The sequence below is a fragment of the Halobellus rarus genome (genome assembly GCF_024494595.1).
Classification (GTDB): Archaea; Halobacteriota; Halobacteria; order Halobacteriales; family Haloferacaceae; genus Haloquadratum; species Haloquadratum rarum.
Map to the genome: position 1 here is coordinate 1 of NZ_JANHDI010000013.1, position 16,449 is coordinate 16,449.

General features: G+C 67.0%; 19 protein-coding genes and 2 tRNA genes. 11 read left to right on the plus strand and 10 right to left on the minus strand.

The features are described from left to right. Positions 1 to 575 (plus strand): aminotransferase class I/II-fold pyridoxal phosphate-dependent enzyme (locus NO876_RS14880; protein WP_256422457.1); only part of this gene is annotated, 575 nt, incomplete at its 5' end. 99 nt (positions 576 to 674) lie between these two features. Beyond that, the gene (locus NO876_RS14885) at positions 675 to 1,562 is read left to right on the plus strand and encodes a bifunctional methylenetetrahydrofolate dehydrogenase/methenyltetrahydrofolate cyclohydrolase (protein ID WP_256422458.1); all 888 of its coding nucleotides are present in this window, start codon (positions 675 to 677) and stop codon (positions 1,560 to 1,562) included. A 19-nt stretch (positions 1,563 to 1,581) separates the two neighbouring features. Here the strand turns inward: NO876_RS14885 and NO876_RS14890 are convergent, their stop codons facing one another. The 5 genes from NO876_RS14890 to NO876_RS14910 form a co-directional block, all read right to left on the minus strand. Continuing rightward, on the minus strand, positions 1,582 to 2,019 hold the full coding sequence (locus NO876_RS14890; RefSeq protein ID WP_256422459.1) for a DUF7969 family protein: 438 nt from the start codon (positions 2,017 to 2,019) through the stop codon (positions 1,582 to 1,584). 208 nt (positions 2,020 to 2,227) lie between these two features. Next, entirely contained in the window at positions 2,228 to 2,815 is a 588-nt protein-coding gene (locus NO876_RS14895) for an HAD family hydrolase (protein WP_256422460.1), read from the minus strand. A gap of 89 nt (positions 2,816 to 2,904) precedes the next feature. Further along, complete coding sequence (locus tag NO876_RS14900) at positions 2,905 to 4,110, minus strand: alanyl-tRNA editing protein (protein ID WP_256422461.1); 1,206 nt, start codon at positions 4,108 to 4,110, stop codon at positions 2,905 to 2,907. A 114-nt stretch (positions 4,111 to 4,224) separates the two neighbouring features. Then, positions 4,225 to 4,743 (minus strand): helix-turn-helix domain-containing protein, encoded by a 519-nt coding sequence (locus NO876_RS14905; RefSeq protein ID WP_256422462.1) that lies wholly within the window; start codon positions 4,741 to 4,743, stop codon positions 4,225 to 4,227. Between the two features lie 180 nt (positions 4,744 to 4,923). Then, positions 4,924 to 5,008 (minus strand) — tRNA-Leu (locus NO876_RS14910). A gap of 118 nt (positions 5,009 to 5,126) precedes the next feature. On the opposite strand from NO876_RS14910, the gene NO876_RS14915 reads away from it, so the two are divergent. Further along, positions 5,127 to 5,687, plus strand: coding sequence for a DUF420 domain-containing protein (locus NO876_RS14915; protein WP_256422463.1), 561 nt, complete (start codon positions 5,127 to 5,129; stop codon positions 5,685 to 5,687). Positions 5,688 to 5,782: 95 nt separating this feature from the next. After that, positions 5,783 to 6,178: a MoaD/ThiS family protein gene (locus tag NO876_RS14920; protein ID WP_256422464.1), complete on the plus strand. Its 396-nt coding sequence runs from the start codon at positions 5,783 to 5,785 to the stop codon at positions 6,176 to 6,178. A gap of 45 nt (positions 6,179 to 6,223) precedes the next feature. On the opposite strand, the gene purF is transcribed toward NO876_RS14920, so the two are convergent. From purF to NO876_RS14945, 5 genes are all read right to left on the minus strand, one after another. Beyond that, the gene (purF, locus tag NO876_RS14925; protein ID WP_256422465.1) at positions 6,224 to 7,828 is read right to left on the minus strand and encodes an amidophosphoribosyltransferase; all 1,605 of its coding nucleotides are present in this window, start codon (positions 7,826 to 7,828) and stop codon (positions 6,224 to 6,226) included. A gap of 106 nt (positions 7,829 to 7,934) precedes the next feature. Next, positions 7,935 to 8,282, minus strand: coding sequence for a hypothetical protein (locus tag NO876_RS14930; RefSeq protein WP_256422466.1), 348 nt, complete (start codon positions 8,280 to 8,282; stop codon positions 7,935 to 7,937). A gap of 103 nt (positions 8,283 to 8,385) precedes the next feature. Continuing rightward, positions 8,386 to 8,802: a DUF8059 family membrane protein gene (locus tag NO876_RS14935; RefSeq protein WP_256422467.1), complete on the minus strand. Its 417-nt coding sequence runs from the start codon at positions 8,800 to 8,802 to the stop codon at positions 8,386 to 8,388. A 152-nt stretch (positions 8,803 to 8,954) separates the two neighbouring features. Next, positions 8,955 to 10,889: a molecular chaperone DnaK gene (dnaK, locus tag NO876_RS14940; protein WP_256422468.1), complete on the minus strand. Its 1,935-nt coding sequence runs from the start codon at positions 10,887 to 10,889 to the stop codon at positions 8,955 to 8,957. Positions 10,890 to 11,124: 235 nt separating this feature from the next. Beyond that, a complete protein-coding gene (locus NO876_RS14945) occupies positions 11,125 to 11,868 on the minus strand; it encodes an alpha/beta hydrolase (protein WP_256422469.1) in 744 nt (247 codons plus the stop codon). A 134-nt stretch (positions 11,869 to 12,002) separates the two neighbouring features. Here NO876_RS14945 and cofD point away from each other — a divergent pair, with 134 nt between their 5' ends. The 7 genes from cofD (at position 12,003) to NO876_RS18220 (ending at position 16,270) form a co-directional block, all read left to right on the plus strand. Beyond that, on the plus strand, positions 12,003 to 12,995 hold the full coding sequence (cofD, locus tag NO876_RS14950) for a 2-phospho-L-lactate transferase (RefSeq protein WP_256422470.1): 993 nt from the start codon (positions 12,003 to 12,005) through the stop codon (positions 12,993 to 12,995). Between the two features lie 73 nt (positions 12,996 to 13,068). Continuing rightward, the gene (locus tag NO876_RS14955) at positions 13,069 to 13,827 is read left to right on the plus strand and encodes a tRNA-dihydrouridine synthase (RefSeq protein ID WP_256422471.1); all 759 of its coding nucleotides are present in this window, start codon (positions 13,069 to 13,071) and stop codon (positions 13,825 to 13,827) included. Between the two features lie 130 nt (positions 13,828 to 13,957). Beyond that, positions 13,958 to 14,563 (plus strand): NUDIX hydrolase, encoded by a 606-nt coding sequence (locus tag NO876_RS14960; protein ID WP_256422472.1) that lies wholly within the window; start codon positions 13,958 to 13,960, stop codon positions 14,561 to 14,563. A gap of 78 nt (positions 14,564 to 14,641) precedes the next feature. Beyond that, on the plus strand, positions 14,642 to 15,355 hold the full coding sequence (locus NO876_RS14965) for an SDR family NAD(P)-dependent oxidoreductase (RefSeq protein WP_256422473.1): 714 nt from the start codon (positions 14,642 to 14,644) through the stop codon (positions 15,353 to 15,355). A gap of 68 nt (positions 15,356 to 15,423) precedes the next feature. Then, positions 15,424 to 15,666, plus strand: coding sequence for a hypothetical protein (locus NO876_RS14970; RefSeq protein ID WP_256422474.1), 243 nt, complete (start codon positions 15,424 to 15,426; stop codon positions 15,664 to 15,666). Positions 15,667 to 15,757: 91 nt separating this feature from the next. Next, positions 15,758 to 15,841, plus strand: a tRNA-Leu gene (locus NO876_RS14975). A gap of 246 nt (positions 15,842 to 16,087) precedes the next feature. After that, complete coding sequence (locus NO876_RS18220) at positions 16,088 to 16,270, plus strand: DUF8106 domain-containing protein (RefSeq protein ID WP_486606392.1); 183 nt, start codon at positions 16,088 to 16,090, stop codon at positions 16,268 to 16,270. The last annotated feature ends 179 nt before the right edge of the window (positions 16,271 to 16,449 follow it).

The window sequence follows — 16,449 nt, forward strand, 5'->3', positions numbered from 1 at the left end:
CGACGCACAAGACGATTCGCGCGGGCCGCGGGGGGATCATTATGTGCGACGCCGAGTACGCCGACGCCATCGACAAAGCCGTCTTCCCGGGTGCACAGGGCGGCCCACTGATGCACAACATCGCGGGAAAGGCCGTCGGGTTCGGCGAAGCCCTGTCCGAGGAGTTCGACGCCTACGCCGAACAGACCGTCAAAAACGCCCAAGTGCTGGCAGAGCGGCTGCAAGAGAACGGGCTGAGCCTGGTTTCGGGCGGGACGGACAACCACCTCGTGCTCGTGGATTTGCGGCCCTCACATCCGGAGACGACTGGGAAAGACGTCGAAGCGGCACTGGACGCGGCGGGTATCGTGATGAACGCGAACACGGTCCCCGGGGAGACGCGCTCGGCGTTCGACCCCAGCGGCATCCGCCTCGGCACGCCCGCCATCACGACGCGTGGCTTCGACGAGGCAGCCACGCGAGAGGTCGCAGACCTCATCACGCGGATCGTCGACGACTACGACGACGAGGCGGTCGTCGAGGAGGTCGCCGCGCGCGTCGACGAACTCGCCGACGAATACCCGCTGTACGAGTAGCGATCGGAGTCGTCGGCCGTCTTCCCGCACGGTCCGGGGGAATCGGATAGCGCACGCAAACCCGCACATTTGAAGTGTGCTACCCACTCCCTTCGTAATATGACCGAGATCATCGACGGCAACGACGTCGCCCAAGACATTCGGAACGGCCTGCTCGACGGCATCGAAACGCTCACCGACGCAGGGACGACGCCGTGTCTCGCGACCGTGCTGATGAACGACGACCCCGCCAGCGAGACGTACGTCTCGATGAAACACAAAGACTGCGAGGAGGTCGGCATCGCCACGCGCGACATCGAACTCGACCCCGAAACGCCGGCCGAGGAGCTGTTCGACACTATCGACGAACTGAACGCCGACCCGGAGGTCCACGGCATCCTCGTGCAGATGCCGCTGCCGGACCACGTCGACGAGCGCGAGGTTCTCCGGAGCATCGACCCCGCGAAGGACGTCGACGGCTTCCATCCCGAAAACGTCGGTCGCCTCGTCGCTGGAAACGCGCGATACAAGCCGTGCACGCCGCACGGCGTCCAGAAACTCCTCGCCGCGGCCGACGTCGAGACCGAGGGCGCGGAGGCCGTCGTGGTCGGTCGGTCGAACATCGTGGGCAAGCCGATGGCGAACCTCCTCATCCAGAAGGACGAGGGCGGAAACGCCACGACCACTGTCTGTCACTCCAGGACGGAGGACCTCGCAGAGAAGACTCGCGCGGCGGACATCGTCATCGCCGCCGCGGGCGTCCCCGAGATGATCACCGGCGAGATGCTCTCTGAGGGCACGGTCGTGATCGACGTCGGGATCAACCGCGTCGAGACCGACGAGGGCTCCGAACTCGTCGGCGACGTCGACTACGACAGCGCGAAGGAGAAGGCGAGCGCGATCACGCCCGTGCCGGGCGGCGTCGGTCCGATGACGCGCGCGATGCTCCTGTGGAACACGGTCAAGTCCGCGAGCGACGTCGCCGAAATCGACGTCGACCTCCCGTGAGCGCCGGACTCGTTTTCGACTAGCGGCCGAAGCCACTCGGACCGGAGGGCCCCCGCGGCCCGCTCGTCCCGCGAGGTCCGGACGGGCCGTCGCCTGCAATCGTCGTGTGGGTCCGCTCCGGTTCCGGTTCGACCTCCTCACCGTCGACGAACCTGACGAACGACAGGTACAGGTCCTCGCCGCAGGGAGACTCGCGGGTCGGATCCTCGACATCGTCGGCGCTGCTTCGCTCTCCGGTCCAGCGGACGACGTCGCCGTCGCTTTCTTCGCCACCAGCGATGTCCTCACCGCAGACGAGGCGGACGCCGTCGGCCGATTCGAAATCCTCGTCGGGAGCGACGTACTCCCAACCGACGAGCGGGTACGGTGTGACCGACTTATCGGCGAGGTATCCCTCGCGTTGGAGTTCGAAGACGGCCCCGCAGTGCGGACAGTAGTATCTGACCGGGTAACTCATCGTCAGATTTGGGGGTCGAAGCGACTTAACGCCCGCGCCGGCGGCGTATCGCTGTCGAATAGGGGAGCGGCCGGTCACTCGAAGGGTCCGGCCGAGGGTTCATATACAATTGTGGGACCACAGACGCCGTGCGATGACGACAGCCACGGGGCGTGCTGCGGGTGCGCGGTACAGCGTCTCGTGACCGACCCGTACCGCCTGTTCGCCCCTATTCGGAGGCGCGACCGTCGATCTCTCGGTCCTCGTCGACGTAGCGGAACGCCACGCCCGCCCGTCGAGCGGCCTCCTCGTCTCGAATCGAATCCCCGACGAACACGGCGTCGCCCGGGTCCGCATCGAGCCGGTCGAGCGTTTCGAGCAGCGGAGCCGGATCGGGTTTCCGAGTCGCGACGCTGTCACGGCCGACGACGGCGTCGACGTGCGGCGCGAGTCCGTGGACGTCGAGCGCGGTCCGACAGGCGTGTTCGGCGTTCAGCGAGCAGACGCCCTCGGCGTCGAACCGCCCGACGAAGTCCGCGTGCGGGAGGCGCTCCGAGCGCTCCGCACCCGTCCGTTCGTAGCCGCCGATGACGGCCTCGACGTCCGCGCGGAGGTCAGTCTCGTCGGCTAGGTCGATCATCCCCCAGAGGTCGTATCCGTCGGCGTCGACGCCGGCTGCCTCGAAGACGGCCGCGACGTCCCCGGTCACGACGTCCCAGTCGACGACGAGTCGAACGAGGGTCCCGTCTAAGTCCCAGACGACGGTGTCGAACTCGTCGAGCGGACGTGTCTCCGCCGCGGTCGGCCGATCAGTCATTGGGAACGTCTACGGCCCCGACGGGAAAAGGCGCTTCGGACGTGGCGGTGAGCGTCCGGAACGACCGAGACGCCGTCGTGGCGGTCAACTCACTCCCGCGGTTCCCACGCGCGCACGGCGTCGAGAACGTCGTCCGGAGACGCATCGAGGCCGCCGCCCTGCGCGAACGGCGGGCCGCCGCCACCGCCACCGCCGTAGGTGTCGGTGACGTCGTCGACCACCGAACCGGCGTGGACGTCGCTGTCGTGGCCCGCGGCGACGACGAGGTAGGGCCGCTCGTCGCCGCCGACCGCGACGACGACGTCCGAATCGCCGACCGCGTCCTTCGCCGCCTCGCCGGCGTCGTTCGGGTCGACGCCGTCGAGCACGCCCAGCCGCCACGACGTGTCGCCTCTCGTGACGGTCTCGAAGTCGTCGATCGCGTCCGAGACGGCGGCGCGTTCGAGATCGCGGACGCGCGCTTCGAGGTCGTCGCGCTCCGTCCGGATGGCCGCCGCCGTCTCCGCCAGGTCGTCGACGTTCGTTTCGAGCGCCGCGGCGGTCTCGCGGAGCGCCCGATGGCGATCGGCGCCACGGTCGATGCCGCTCGGCCCGACGGCGAACTCGACGCGGGTGAGGCCCTCGCCGGGGTTCGAGCGGTCGAGGACGGTGACCGGCCCGATCTCGCGGGTGTTCGACACGTGCGTGCCGCCGCAGGCGGCGACGTCCCAGCCGTCGATGTCGACGATCCGGACCGTGTCGGCGTCGTCCATCACGCCCTCCTCGGTCTTGGTGTTGAACGCGACGTCCTCGCGGGCGGTCGCCTCCTCCGTCGGGACCGCCTCCCAGCCGACGCCCCGTGAGTCCCACACCGTGCGGTTCGTCAGTCGTTCGAGTTCCACGAGCGTCTCGTCGTCGATGTCAGTCGAGGTCGTGAAGTCGACGCGGACCTTCTCCCCGGAGATGTCGAACCCGCCGTAGCCGAGGTCTTCGAGGAGCCGCCGACCCGCCCCGTAGAGCACGTGGCTCGCCGTGTGTGCCCGCATGCAGTAGGTACGGAAGTCGTCGTCGATGACGCCGGTCACCGTGTCGCCGACGTCGAACTCGGGGACCGACGCGAGGGTGTGTCGAACCGTCTCCTCCCCCTTTTGGACGTCGGCCACCCGTGTGCCATCGAGCGTCCCGCGATCGGCCGGCTGGCCGCCGCTCTCGGCGTAGAAGTACGTGTGATCGAGCGTTACCGTCCGGTCGTCGACGCCGACGACTTCGGCGGAGAACTCTCGGACCTCCGGTTCCTCGGGGGCGCGTGTCTGCATACCTCCCGCTGGGGGAGTCGGAGACAAAAATGGTTAACTTCCGGTTCGACGAGGGGCCTCGTCGATGCGGCGGATCGCGGGACGGCCTCTCGACCTGAATTCGGGTCGAGACCGCTACTCGTCGACCAGTTCGACGTCCAGTCGCTCTTCGAGCGCGCGGACGACGGACCCCCCGACGCCGGCCCGGGTCGCGCGGCCCTGTTCGACCGCGTCGATGTCGGACTCGTCGACGTCGAGTTCGGCCGCCAGTTCCTCGACGGTCAGTCCCGCGTCCTGCCGAGCTGATTCGACGCGCTCACCGTATCCCGTCACGAGATACGGGAGCTGATCCTCCTCGTAGTCGGTCCCCTCCTCCCAGTGGGCGGCGTCGCCCTTCGTCTGATCGTACATCCGCGCCTGTTGCTGGGCCGCCCGCTTCCGACGCGGTGTCTCACCGTCGTGACCGTCGGATCCGGACTGTGAGGTGCTATCGTTGCGTTTTTTCGAATCGTCGTGCGGTGCGCAGTCCGAACACACGAGCAGTTCCGCGCCGGCGACGTTCGCCCGGCGGAGGTTGCCGGTCGAGCGACCGCAGAGTTCACAACTGTCGCCGTCGCCACCGCCTCCGCCGCTGCCGGTGGAGTACTTGGCCATAGCGTCCAGTACCGACTCGACGGTTTAAAACGTATCCCAAGCGGTGTCCGTCTCTCGACGGAGAGTGGTCGTGATATCGAGCACCGCGGCTCGCGAAGATAGCGTCGGAAGGATTGTGCGTGGGTGCTGTGTCCCCGAAGGGATGAGCACCTGCATCGAGTGGCGCGAAACGCCGTGCGATGCGTGGGACCGGATTTGAACCGGCGGACCCCTATGGGACAGCGCCCTCAACGCTGCGCCGTTGGCCTGGCTTGGCTACCCACGCTCGCTGTGTCTTGTCGCGCAATATCTGGTTGTCCGGGGTAATTTAAATGAGTTTCCTTTCGACGGCGAGCCGATCCGCAGTCGGCACCGTTTTCACCGCTCCGTCCGGCCATTCCGGTATGGAACTGCGCGCACGAGACCACGTGCTCGAACTCACAGCGGTACTCTCGGTCGTCTCGCTCGCGGCCGTCTTCGCCGCCGTTGGCGGCGTCGTCCCCGCGTCGCTGCTTCCCGTCGTCCCCGACTCGGTTGTCGATGCGATTCCGCACGTCAACGCCGTGCTCAGCACGACGGGGCTCGTGACCATCGCCCTCGGCGTCCGATTCATCCGGCGCGACGACGTCCGACGACACCGGGCGATGATGCTCACGACGTTCGCGCTGTTCGTCGCCTTCCTCGTCCTCTACCTCTATCGGATCTCGCTGGAAGGCCCCGCCGAGTTCCTCGGTCCCGACGCCGTCTACCAGTTCGTCTATCTCCCCACGCTCGCGGTCCACGTCCTGCTCGCGATCGTCTGTATCCCGCTCCTGTTCTACGTGCTCCTCCTCGCGCTCTCTCGCCCGGTCGCGGAACTCTACGAGACGCCCCACCGACGCGTCGGGCGAGTCGCGGCCGCACTCTGGTTCGTCTCCTTCGCACTCGGGGACGTCGTCTACGTCCTGCTCTACGTCGTGTACTGACCCCGTGGCGGCCGTCCCGGTCGCGTCGCCGAAATGAATAGCAACACGAACATATTCGGACACAGGGATTTGTCCGTGCGCGTCGTACGTCCGCTATGGCTCAGTCGCAGTCCGCCCTGGAGACGACACAGACGACCGTCGAGGTGCGCGCGACGGGACACGTTCGCGACGCCCTCGGGACGCCGAAACTCTCGTTCACGTTCGAGGGCGACACGCTCCGGGAGTTCGTCGACGCCTTCTTCGCCGAGTACGACGTCCGCGACCTCGTGATCGCCGAGACGGAAGCGGAGTCGGCGACGCGCGGGTGGGCGCCCATCGACGCCGACGACGTGCCGGGTGAGCTCCGAAAGAACCCCGACGGCGAGCAGACGCGAGCGTACGCGCGGATCCTCGTCAACGGGCAGTTCAACGAGAACCTCGCCGGCTTCGACACGAAACTGAACGCGGGCGACCGAGTCGCGTTGGTCAACCCGTTCCTGTTCTGTCTGTGAACGCGGTCTGCTGCTGACTCCCCGTCCGGTCTCTGAAGCCGGCGATCAGTCGTCGGCGCTGGCGGTCGCACCGTCGCCGATGACCGGCCGTCGGACGTCGCGGTCCGTGTCTTCGCCGTCGATGTCGTAGGGGTACTCGCCGGTCACGCAGCCGAGACAGAGATCGAGCCGTGACTCTCCGAGCACGTCGGCGACGGCGTCGATCGAGAGGTACCCGAGGCTGTCCGCGCGGATCTCCTCGCGGATCTCCTCGATCGACTGATCCGCGGCGATGAGTTCCTCGCGAGAGGCCATATCGATCCCCATGTAACACGGGGCGACGATCGGCGGCGCACCGATCCGGACGTGGACCTCCTCCGCGCCGGCGTCCTTCAGCAGCGAGACGAGCTGCCGGGAGGTCGTCCCCCGGACGATGCTGTCGTCGATGATCGTGACCGACTTCCCCTCGATGGTGCTCCTGATGGGGTTGAGCTTCAGCCGAACCGCGCGCTCGCGTTCGTCCTGTGTCGGCATAATGAACGTCCGGCCGACGTACCGGTTCTTCATCAGCCCCTCTGCGAACTCGACGGCGTCCTCCCCGGCGAGACGTTCAGTTCCCTCCGCGGTCGTCTCGTTGGCCGCCTCGGCGTACCCGGAGGCGAACGATCGCCCGGAGTCGGGGACGGGCATCACGACGTCGGTCTCGATTCCCGACTCCTCCCAGAGCTTCCGGCCGAGGTCGCGGCGGGCCTCGTAGACCAGCGAATCGTCGATGATCGAGTCGGGTCGGGCGAAGTAGACGTGCTCGAAGAAGCAGTGGGCGGTGTCGTCGCGCTCGACGAGCTGGTAGGAGTCGAATCCGGACCCGTCGGCCTCGAGGACGACGAGTTCTCCGGGGCGGACGTCGCGGACGAGTTCGCCGTCGAGGGTGTCGATCGCGGCGGATTCGGAGGCGACGACGTAGCCGTCCTCCAGTTTCCCGATGCAGAGCGGTCGGTTCCCCTGCGGGTCTCGAACCGCGAGCACGGTCTCGTCGTGCATTATCGTCAGCGCGTAGGAGCCGTGGATGCGGTCCATCGTTCGCTTGACGGCGCGGACGAGGTCGGCTTCGAGCAGGTTCCGCGCGAGGTCGTGAGCGATGACCTCCGTGTCGCCGTCGGACGTGAAGGCGTGGCCGAGGTTGGCCAGTTCCTCGCGGATCTCGTCGGCGTTGACGAGGTTGCCGTTGTGCGAGAGTCCGAGCGACCCCGACTTGAACGAGACAGAGAAGGGCTGGGCGCAGGAGGCATTGACGCCGCCCGACGTGGGATAGCGGACGTGACCGATTCCGGTCTGACCGGCCAGGGAATCGAGATCCGACTCGTCGAACGCGTCGCCGACGAGGCCCATCTCGACGTGGCTGTGCTGTTGGAAGCCGTCGTGGGTCACGATTCCGGCGGACTCCTGTCCGCGGTGCTGGAGCGCGTACAGCGAGTAGTACAACGGGCGCGACGCGGCGCGGTCCTCGAGCGCGACGCCGACGACTCCGCACTTCTCGGTCGGGCCGGAGAGGTCCGCCCCCGGCGGCGTCGCCTGCGTCGAGGCGGCGGTCGATGGGTCGTTGGTCGATGATTCCGCGTTCGTCGGCTCGCGTCCGGGAGTGGGGTTCGAGGAGTCCCGCCCGTCAGGCATACGCGTAGCTACGGTAGCCAGGGGCTAAAAACCCGTCCATATGCTACCTTCGGTGCCGTTTCCCGGCGTGATTATACACGAACGTGTAATTACTCGACGTCAGCCGTCACCCGAAGAAGGCGTGTTCGCCCCGACGGTAGTACGTCACGACGCCACCGCTGACCTGGATGCGCTTCGATTCGAGGTACTCGGCGTCGCGCAGGTCGGTCACGGCCGCCCGGACCTGTCGTTCGGTGACGTCCATCGGGGCAACGTCGACGTCGTCGGTCTCGTCGCCCTCGTCGTCCCACGAATCCGTCTCCGGCGGGACGACCGTTCCCCCGTCGACGAGGAGGTCGTGCAGTTCCTGAACGGTGTAGGCGCGGGGCTCGACGGCCTCGAGGAACTCCGCGACCGCGCGCTCGACGTCGTCCCATTGCTTTCCCGATTCCCACTCGTCCTCGCTGATGGGCATACGCGATGATCGGACACGGGCGCAAAAAGTGTTTCTTCGATGTCAGACGAGCGTCGGTCACCGCCGGTCGCCGACCGAGCGGTGAGTACGGCCGTCCGGCGAACTAGTCGTCGCTCGGTGCCATCGAGACGGGGCTGCCGCCGGCATCAACGTCGCCGGTGAGCGTCGCGTACAGCATAATCAGCATCGAGACGATCAGCGCGATTCCCCACAGGAAGCCGGTCGGCATCAGGAACAGCAGGCCGAAGCCCTCACCGAGCCAGACGATACCGGGGATCCCCCACTGTCCGGCGATGAACAGAGCAGTGACCGCCGTCCGAAGCGTTCCGGTGACCCCGAGAGCGGGGACAGCGAATCCCATCACGATGGCGAGAATCGAGAGGACGCCCAGGTGGGCGTGTCCGCCGATCATCCACGGCGGGACCGGGTCCCCGCCGGCCACGATCGTGAACTGGTGCAACCCGACTGCCATCATCACGGCCAATCCGAGAAAGCCGGATGCTTTGAGTGCCTTCGTCATACGACAATCTGGATACACTAGTTGAATTACATAAATGTAACCCTATGCCGTCTATCGATTTCGGCAAAATGTGTGGCGATTCGTCCGACCGCCGGGCGGCACAACAATAGTTCTCGACAGGCGGTACAGCAGCAGTGAGGCGAACGCCTCGCTTACTGCTCGTCGTCGTCCTCGTCGTCCGTCTCGTCTACGTCCTCGAAGTCGGCGTCGACGTACTCGTCGCCGTCGGAGGCAGCGCCACCCATGTCTCCCATCCCGCCGGGACCGGCCGCGCCGCCGGGACCCGCGCCGCCCGGACCGGCACCCGCGGCGCCTGCACCGCCCGCGCCGCCGGCGGCCTGCTGGGCCTCGTACATCTGCTTGCCGATCTCCTGCAGTTCCGTCGTGAGCGCTTCGGTGACGTCCTCGTAGTCCTCCTTCGTGGCGTCGTCGTCCTCGAGCGTCTCCTCGACGTCTTCGATCTTCGCCTCGATCGACTCGCGGAGCTCGTCGTCGACCTCCTCCTCGTTCTCTTCGAGGAGCGTCTCGGCGCGCTGGATCGTGCTCTCGGCCTCGTTGCGGGCCTCGATGCGCTCGCGGCGCTGTTTGTCCTCCTCGGCGTGCTCCTCGGCCTCCTCCTGCATCCGATCGATCTCCTCGTCGGAGAGGCCGGCACCGCCCTCGATCGTGATCGACTCGGCGTTGCCCGAGCCCTTGTCCTCGGCCTCGACGTTCACGATGCCGTTCTCGTCGATGTTGAACGAGACCTCGATCTGCGGCGTGCCGGCGGGGGCCGGCGGGATGCCGGTCAACTGGAACTCGCCGAGGAGTTCGTTCTCTTCGGCGATCTCGCGTTCGCCCTGGAAGACCCGGACGTTCACGGACGTCTGGTTGTCCGCGGCGGTCGTGAAGATCTTCGACTCCTCCGTCGGAATGGTCGTGTTCTTGTCGATGAGGCGCTCGAAGAGGCCGCCCTTGACCTCGATTCCGAGGCTCAGCGGCGTCACGTCGAGCAGGACGATGTCGTCGACCTCGCCGCCGAGGACGCCGCCCTGGATGGCCGCGCCGAGCGCGACGGCCTCGTCGGGGTTGACGTTCTTCTTCGGTTCGGTCCCGAGCATCTCCTCGACCTTCTCGTGGACCTGCGGCATCCGGGTGGAGCCGCCGACGAGGATGACCTCGTCGATGTCGCCCTTGTCGTAGCCGGCGTCGGAGAGCGCCTGCTCCGTCGGGCCGACGGTGCGCTGGATCAGATCCTCGGTGAGCGATTCGAACTTCGCCCGCGACAGCGTCTCCTCGAGGTGGACCGGGCCGGTGTCCGTCGCCGTGATGAACGGGAGGTTGATCGTCGTTTCTTTTCTACTACTGAGCTCGATCTTCGCCTCCTCGGCGGCGTCCTTCAGCCGCTGGAGCGCCTGCCGGTCCTCGCGGAGATCGATGTTGTGGTCGTTTTTGAACTGCTCGGCCAGCCAGTCGATGACGGCCTCGTCCCAGTCGTCGCCGCCGAGGTCGTTGTCCCCGTTCGTGGCGACGACCTCGTAGACGCCGCCGCCGAGATCCAGAACGCTCACGTCGAACGTCCCGCCGCCGAGGTCGTAGACGAGGATCGTCTGATCGGAGTCGTCGTCGAGGCCGTACGCCATCGACGCCGCGGTCGGCTCGTTGACGATGCGTTCGACCTCGAAGCCGGCGATCTCGCCGGCGTCCTTCGTCGCCTGTCGCTGGCGGTCGTTGAAGTACGCGGGGACGGTGATGACCGCCTTCTCGACCTCGTCGCCGAGGTACTCCTCGGCGTCGCGCTTGATCTTCTGGAGGATCATCGCCGAGATCTGCTCGGGCGTGTACTCGTCGTCGTCGATTTCGACGGTGTAGTCCTCGTCCCCCATGTGCCGCTTGATCGAGCCGATCGTCTTGTCGGGGTTCTGGATCGCCTGGTTCTTCGCGGGCTTGCCCACGAGTCGCTCCTCGTCGTCGGTGAACGCCACTACGGAGGGCGTCGTTCGGTCGCCCTCGGAGTTCACGATGATCTCCGGGTCGCCCCCTTCCATCACCGCGAACGCGCTGTTCGTGGTGCCGAGGTCGATACCGAGGATCTTGTTGCTGGCCATCTTGGCCTCAACTACTGGTCTAAATCGGTTAAAGGTTACTAGACGTTGGCAGTCGCGGTCCAACACGGGGTCTCCGCTGTCTCGCGCTTTGCCCGTGTGAGAAGTTGTCAAGTAGTAGGATTTATATCGAAGCGCAGGTCAGCGACTCGGCGTCCGAATCGAGAGCGGGCAACGGGGTCCAACTGCGGGGCAGTGAGATCGACCTGCGAGACAGTGGGATCGACCTGCGGGACGGTCAGATCGCGTCCGGTCCCGCCTCGAGGGCCGCGAGCACGTCGTCGAGGACGGTATCCCGGCCCGACGAGGCGAAGAACTCGTGACCGCCGTCGTAGGATCGCCGGTTCCGGGGCGGCGTCCGCTCCTCGATCTCCGCGGGGTCGACCACCCGGTCTTCGGGCGTGTAGAAGACGGCGTCGCCGTCGTCGAACGACCCGAGCCGCGACTGGGCGTCGCGGATCGCCGCGAGGAACGCGGGCGAGAGCCCGTCGGGGCCGGCGGCCGCCTCCGCGCTCGACTTCAGATCGCCGATCGCCTCGGCGTCGAGATCCGGAGCGTACAGCCGCCTCGCGGTCGGCAGTCGCTCGAACGCGGCGAGGACCGCCCGATCGACGGCCCCGTCCGTTCGGACGCCCCACCAGGGGCTGAGAAAGACGTTCCGCAGGGCGTGCCGTTCCGAGAGGTATTCGGCGACGAGGCCGCCGGTGCTGTGGCTCAGCGCGACGTCGATGTCGTGGTCGTTCAGATAGTCGTCCAGCGGCGCGACGTACTGCGCCTCGAAGTTCCAGCCGTTCGTCGGGAGGGTCACCGCGTGGACGCGGTAGCCGGCGTCGAGCAGTCGGGTCAGGAGCCACGCGACGTGTTCGTGTGTGGGCTTGTTGCCCCATCCGAGCACGACGAGGAGGTCCTCGCCGTCGGCACCTCGACGCGTGATCCGCATCCGGGGCGTCTCGCGGAACCGGGTCGCAAGCGGGAGGTTCACGGTCGGAAGAGGGTTCTGAGCGAGCAAAAGTCCTCGGACGGCGTGACCGGCCGGCCGGTCGCAATCGCAGTTGCCCGGGACGGATCCGCTCCCGGCGAGCGAACGTTCAAACCATCGCCCGACAAAGGCGGGATATGGTCACGTTTCTCGCCGGGGGGACGGGGACTCCGAAGCTCCTCGACGGCGCGGACCGGGTGTTCGATCCAAGGGCGACGACCGTCGTCGCGAACACCGGCGACGACGTCGAACTCGGCGGTCACCTCGTCTGTCCCGACGTCGACACGGTGCTCTTCCACGGGGGCGGCGTCCTCGACACTGAAACGTGGTGGGGAATCGAAGGTGACACGACCGCGACGCACGAGGAACTTCACCACCTAGCCGACGCGGCCGGCCTCGATTCGGGCCCGCGGTACCTCCCCGAGGACGCCCAGACCGCCGGCCGCGACATCGCGCGCTGGCGGCGGTTCTCCGGCGTCGCGGAGTTCATGGAGATCGGCGACCACGACCGCGCGGTCCACGTCACGCGGACCTCGCTGCTCGACGAGGGGCGCTCGCTGACCGAGGTCACCCGCGTCCTCGCCGGGGCGTTCGACCTCGAAATCGAGTTGCTGCCGATGAGCGACGACCCGGTGGCGACGATCGTTCACACCCCGGAGGGACCGATGCACTTCCAGGAGTACTGGGTCCACCGCCGCGCCGATCCCGAGGTTCTGGACGTCGAGTTCCGCGGGTCCGAGTCGGCGGAGCCGACGCCGGCGGTGCTCGACGCGCTCGACGCTCCCGTGGTCGTCGGCCCCTCGAACCCGGTCACGAGTCTCGGCCCGATGCTCGCGATGGACGCCTTCGCCGACGCGCTGGTGTCGACGCCGGTCGTCGCCGTCTCGCCGTTCGTCGAGAGCGAGGTGTTCTCCGGCCCCGCCGCGGAACTGATGGCGGGGGTCGGCCGCGACCCCTCGACCGCGGGCGTCGCGGACGCCTACCCCTTCGCGGACGCGTTCGTCCTCGACAGCGACGACGGGACGGACCTGGATCGGCCGGTCGTCCGAACGGATACGAAGATGGACGGACGGGACGACGCCGAGCGGGTCGCCCGCGCGGTCGAGCGCGCGCTGGAGGCGGTTGCGTGAGACGCACGCACTGTAGTTACGTGAGACGCACGCACTGTAGTTACGTGAGATGTACGCACTGGAGGGTCGATTGATGTTCGAACCGCGGGTCGCGCTCGCGAGTCTCAGCGGCGAAGCGGACGCCGACTGGGCGCGAACTGGGAGCGACCACGCCGGCGCGGCGTTCCTCGGCGGCATCGCTCTCGACGAGGCGACCAGAGACGCCGTCCGCGCGCTCGTCGCCCGCGACCGCACGGAGTTCCTCCCCGACGGCCCGCTCGCGTTCGTCGAGCGCGAACTCGACGCGCTTTCGGACGCTCCGATCCGACCGGGCGTCAACGTCCGCAGCGCGACGCTCGACCCGATCTCGGAAGTCGCGGCTGTCTGCGCCGACCGCGAGGCGATCGTCGAGATCAACGCCCACTGCCGGCAGTCGGAGATGTGCGACGTCGGCTGCGGTGAGGCGCTTCTCCGCGACACCGACCGACTCCGCGACTACGTCGCTGCCGCGAGCGACGCCGGAGCCGACGTGAGCGCGAAAGTTCGCGCGGAGGTCCCGGGCGTCGATCTCGCTGCCACCGCTCGCGCGGTAGCATCCGCGGGTGCAGACGCGATCCACGTCGACGCGATGGACACGGAGTCCGTCGTCGCCGACGTCGCCGCGGCCGCCCCGTCGCTGTTCGTCGTCGCCAACAACGAGGTCAGGGGACGCGAGAGCGTCCGCGAGTACTTCGAATACGGCGCCGACGCCGTGAGCATCGGTCGTCCGAGCACCGACCCGCGAGTCCGACGCCGCGTTCGAGTGGCGACCGAGGAGTGGTTCGACGAAGTCGAAACGGCGGTCGACGAGTAGTCCCGCGGAGACGAAACGGTGATCGAGACCGACGGAACGGGTGACGCGGACGCGTGGGACGTCACCGCTCCCGCGCGGCCCGCGACGACGCATCGAAGACTCCTTGTTCTCCCTCTTCGAGAGGGAGAGTATGAGTGCAGATCAGCGCGACGACGCCGCGGCGGCCGGCGGAGCCGACGCGAGCGACGACGCCGACGTCCACGAGAACGCCCTCCAGGACGTGATCGCTGTCGACCCCGACGATAACCGGACGGGACTGGCCAACCGACTCGACGCCCACACCGGCGACGGCGTCCGACACCGCGCGTTCACGTGTCTGGTCTTCGACGACGAGGGGCGCATCCTGCTCGGGCAGCGCGCGCCGAACAAGCGCCTCTGGGACACCCACTGGGACGGTACGGTCGCCTCCCACCCCGTCGAGGGGCAGACGCAGACCGACGCGACGAAACAGCGTCTCAGGGAGGAACTGGGGATCACTTCCGACCAGTACGACGACCTCCGGGTGACGGACAAGTTCGAGTACAAGCGCTACTACGAGAACGCCGGCCTGGAGTGGGAGGTCTGCTCGGTCCTGAAAGTGACCCTGGAGGACACCTCGCTCGATCCCGACGAGGAGGAGATCGCGGGACTGCTGTGGGCCGACTACGAGCACCTCCACGAGCACCCCGAGTGGTACCGTCAGCTCCGGCTGTGCCCGTGGTTCGAGATCGCGATGCGTCGCGACTTCGAGGACTGATCCGCGGAGCGTCCTCCGCGGCGGCGCTGCCGCGACCGAGACGGAATCCCCTTTTACGCCCGCCGCCTCACACGAACTATGACCGAAGACTCACCGGAGCCGGAGCTATACGACTCCCTCGACGGGCAGGTCGCGCTCGTCACCGGGGCCAACCGCGGGATCGGACGACAGATCGCCGAGAACCTCCACAGCCTCGGGGCGACGGTCTTCGCCGCCACGCGGTCGATCACCCACGACGTCCCCGACGAGTGGGAGCACCTCCTCGTCGACGTGACCCAGGAGGGCGAGATCTCCGACGCGGCCGACGAGATCTTCCAGTCCGCTGGACGGCTCGATATCGTCGTCAACAACGCGGGCGTCGGCGGGTCCGATACGGACATCGTCTCCGAGCCGGTCGAGACGATCGATCGCACGCTCGCGACGAACCTCCGCGGCCCGATGCTCGTCTGCAAGCACACGGTCCCGCTGCTGCTGCAGACCGACGGCGGCCGCGTCGTCAACCTCTCCTCGCGGATGGGCGCGCTCGGCGAGGCGCAGTCCGGCGGGTCGCCGGCTTACCGCGTCTCGAAGACCGGACTGAACGGTCTCACGGCGTACCTCCACGGCGAGTACGGCGACGAGGGGCTGCTCGCGAACTCCGTGTCGCCCGGGTGGGTCCGCACGGAGATGGGCGGCGAGAACGCCGACCGATCCGTCGAGGCGGGCGCGGAGACGCCGACGTGGCTCTGCCGGTTCCGCCCCGAATCGCCGGCCGGGCGGTTCTGGCAGGACCGCGAGCCCATCGAGTGGTGAGGCGGGCAGACTACGGTTCCCGGCGTCGATGGGACAGTTCTTTGCTTCCGGACCGCGTCGAGTCGCGTATGTCAGAGGACGCGACTCTCCGCGAGATACCCGGGGCGATCGCAGATTACGTGTCCGGCGTCGCCGACGTCGTGGCTCGCGGCGCGGTGGTCGTCGCCGTCCCAGTGCTACTGCTCGGTCTCCTGGCGTTTCTCGTCGTCGGCGGCGGCGTCGCGCTCGTCGTTCTCGCTGTCGTCGCACCCGCTATCGCCGCCGCTATCGCGCTCGAACTCCCGTCTCGACTCCGCGACCGGTTCGCGTAGGGGGAACCCGCAGGCATCCGGATCTGGATCGTCCGCCGGGACGGCGAAGAATCGGAGGGTTAAACCTCCACGAAATCGAACACCGGACCGCGCGAGGGTGGCTGAGTTTGGAAAAGGCGGCGGACTCAAGATCCGCTCTCGTAGGAGTCCGTGGGTTCAAATCCCTCCCCTCGCACTAAATTGCGCGAGCGACAGCGAGCGCTATTTGCCGTACAGAGGGATTAGAATCAGGGAGCGGTTCCGCTGCGACCGTGGTTCAATATCCCTCCCCTCGCACTGATTTCGTCTCCAGATCCATCACATTCGCCGTGAATAAGCTGTCGGCACTCTGGTCCAATTACGAATAGTTATCCCTGTCCGGAGAGAATATTCGGGAATGACGCCCTCTACGTCCAGTTCAGACCGACAGCCCCCCGACAAGATGACGCTCTATTGCCCCGACTGCGGTCACGAGAGTCGCATTGACGGAGACTGGCTCGTCCACGTACTCGCCGATTCCCTTATTTACGAATGCACGACGTGTGGTGCGGTGATTGATTCTCGTCAGGATCAAGAAGAATTGACCGAAAAGAGTGGTGGATCGCTTCAGTTCGCCGAGAACTGATTCATACGCAGACCGCCCAGTATTTCACGCTGTTCGCTGGTGTCCGGACATCGCTTCAGCCCCTGAATTATCGCTCTGTTGAATCGGTTGACCAGTTCCCTGTACTTGCGAACTGACCGCTAACAGAGGTTTGTACGTGGTAATCCTGTTATTCAGAGGCTTTCATCGCCAATCCAACG

Coding starts and splice junctions, on each gene's coding strand:
- NO876_RS14885 (WP_256422458.1), top strand. CDS start 675: ATGACCGAGATCATCGACGGCAACGACGTCGCCCAAGACATTCGGAAC.
- NO876_RS14890 (WP_256422459.1), bottom strand. CDS start 2,019: ATGAGTTACCCGGTCAGATACTACTGTCCGCACTGCGGGGCCGTCTTC.
- NO876_RS14895 (WP_256422460.1), bottom strand. CDS start 2,815: ATGACTGATCGGCCGACCGCGGCGGAGACACGTCCGCTCGACGAGTTC.
- NO876_RS14900 (WP_256422461.1), bottom strand. CDS start 4,110: ATGCAGACACGCGCCCCCGAGGAACCGGAGGTCCGAGAGTTCTCCGCC.
- NO876_RS14905 (WP_256422462.1), bottom strand. CDS start 4,743: ATGGCCAAGTACTCCACCGGCAGCGGCGGAGGCGGTGGCGACGGCGAC.
- NO876_RS14915 (WP_256422463.1), top strand. CDS start 5,127: ATGGAACTGCGCGCACGAGACCACGTGCTCGAACTCACAGCGGTACTC.
- NO876_RS14920 (WP_256422464.1), top strand. CDS start 5,783: ATGGCTCAGTCGCAGTCCGCCCTGGAGACGACACAGACGACCGTCGAG.
- purF (WP_256422465.1), bottom strand. CDS start 7,828: ATGCCTGACGGGCGGGACTCCTCGAACCCCACTCCCGGACGCGAGCCG.
- NO876_RS14930 (WP_256422466.1), bottom strand. CDS start 8,282: ATGCCCATCAGCGAGGACGAGTGGGAATCGGGAAAGCAATGGGACGAC.
- NO876_RS14935 (WP_256422467.1), bottom strand. CDS start 8,802: ATGACGAAGGCACTCAAAGCATCCGGCTTTCTCGGATTGGCCGTGATG.
- dnaK (WP_256422468.1), bottom strand. CDS start 10,889: ATGGCCAGCAACAAGATCCTCGGTATCGACCTCGGCACCACGAACAGC.
- cofD (WP_256422470.1), top strand. CDS start 12,003: ATGGTCACGTTTCTCGCCGGGGGGACGGGGACTCCGAAGCTCCTCGAC.
- NO876_RS14955 (WP_256422471.1), top strand. CDS start 13,069: ATGTTCGAACCGCGGGTCGCGCTCGCGAGTCTCAGCGGCGAAGCGGAC.
- NO876_RS14960 (WP_256422472.1), top strand. CDS start 13,958: ATGAGTGCAGATCAGCGCGACGACGCCGCGGCGGCCGGCGGAGCCGAC.
- NO876_RS14965 (WP_256422473.1), top strand. CDS start 14,642: ATGACCGAAGACTCACCGGAGCCGGAGCTATACGACTCCCTCGACGGG.
- NO876_RS14970 (WP_256422474.1), top strand. CDS start 15,424: ATGTCAGAGGACGCGACTCTCCGCGAGATACCCGGGGCGATCGCAGAT.
- NO876_RS18220 (WP_486606392.1), top strand. CDS start 16,088: ATGACGCTCTATTGCCCCGACTGCGGTCACGAGAGTCGCATTGACGGA.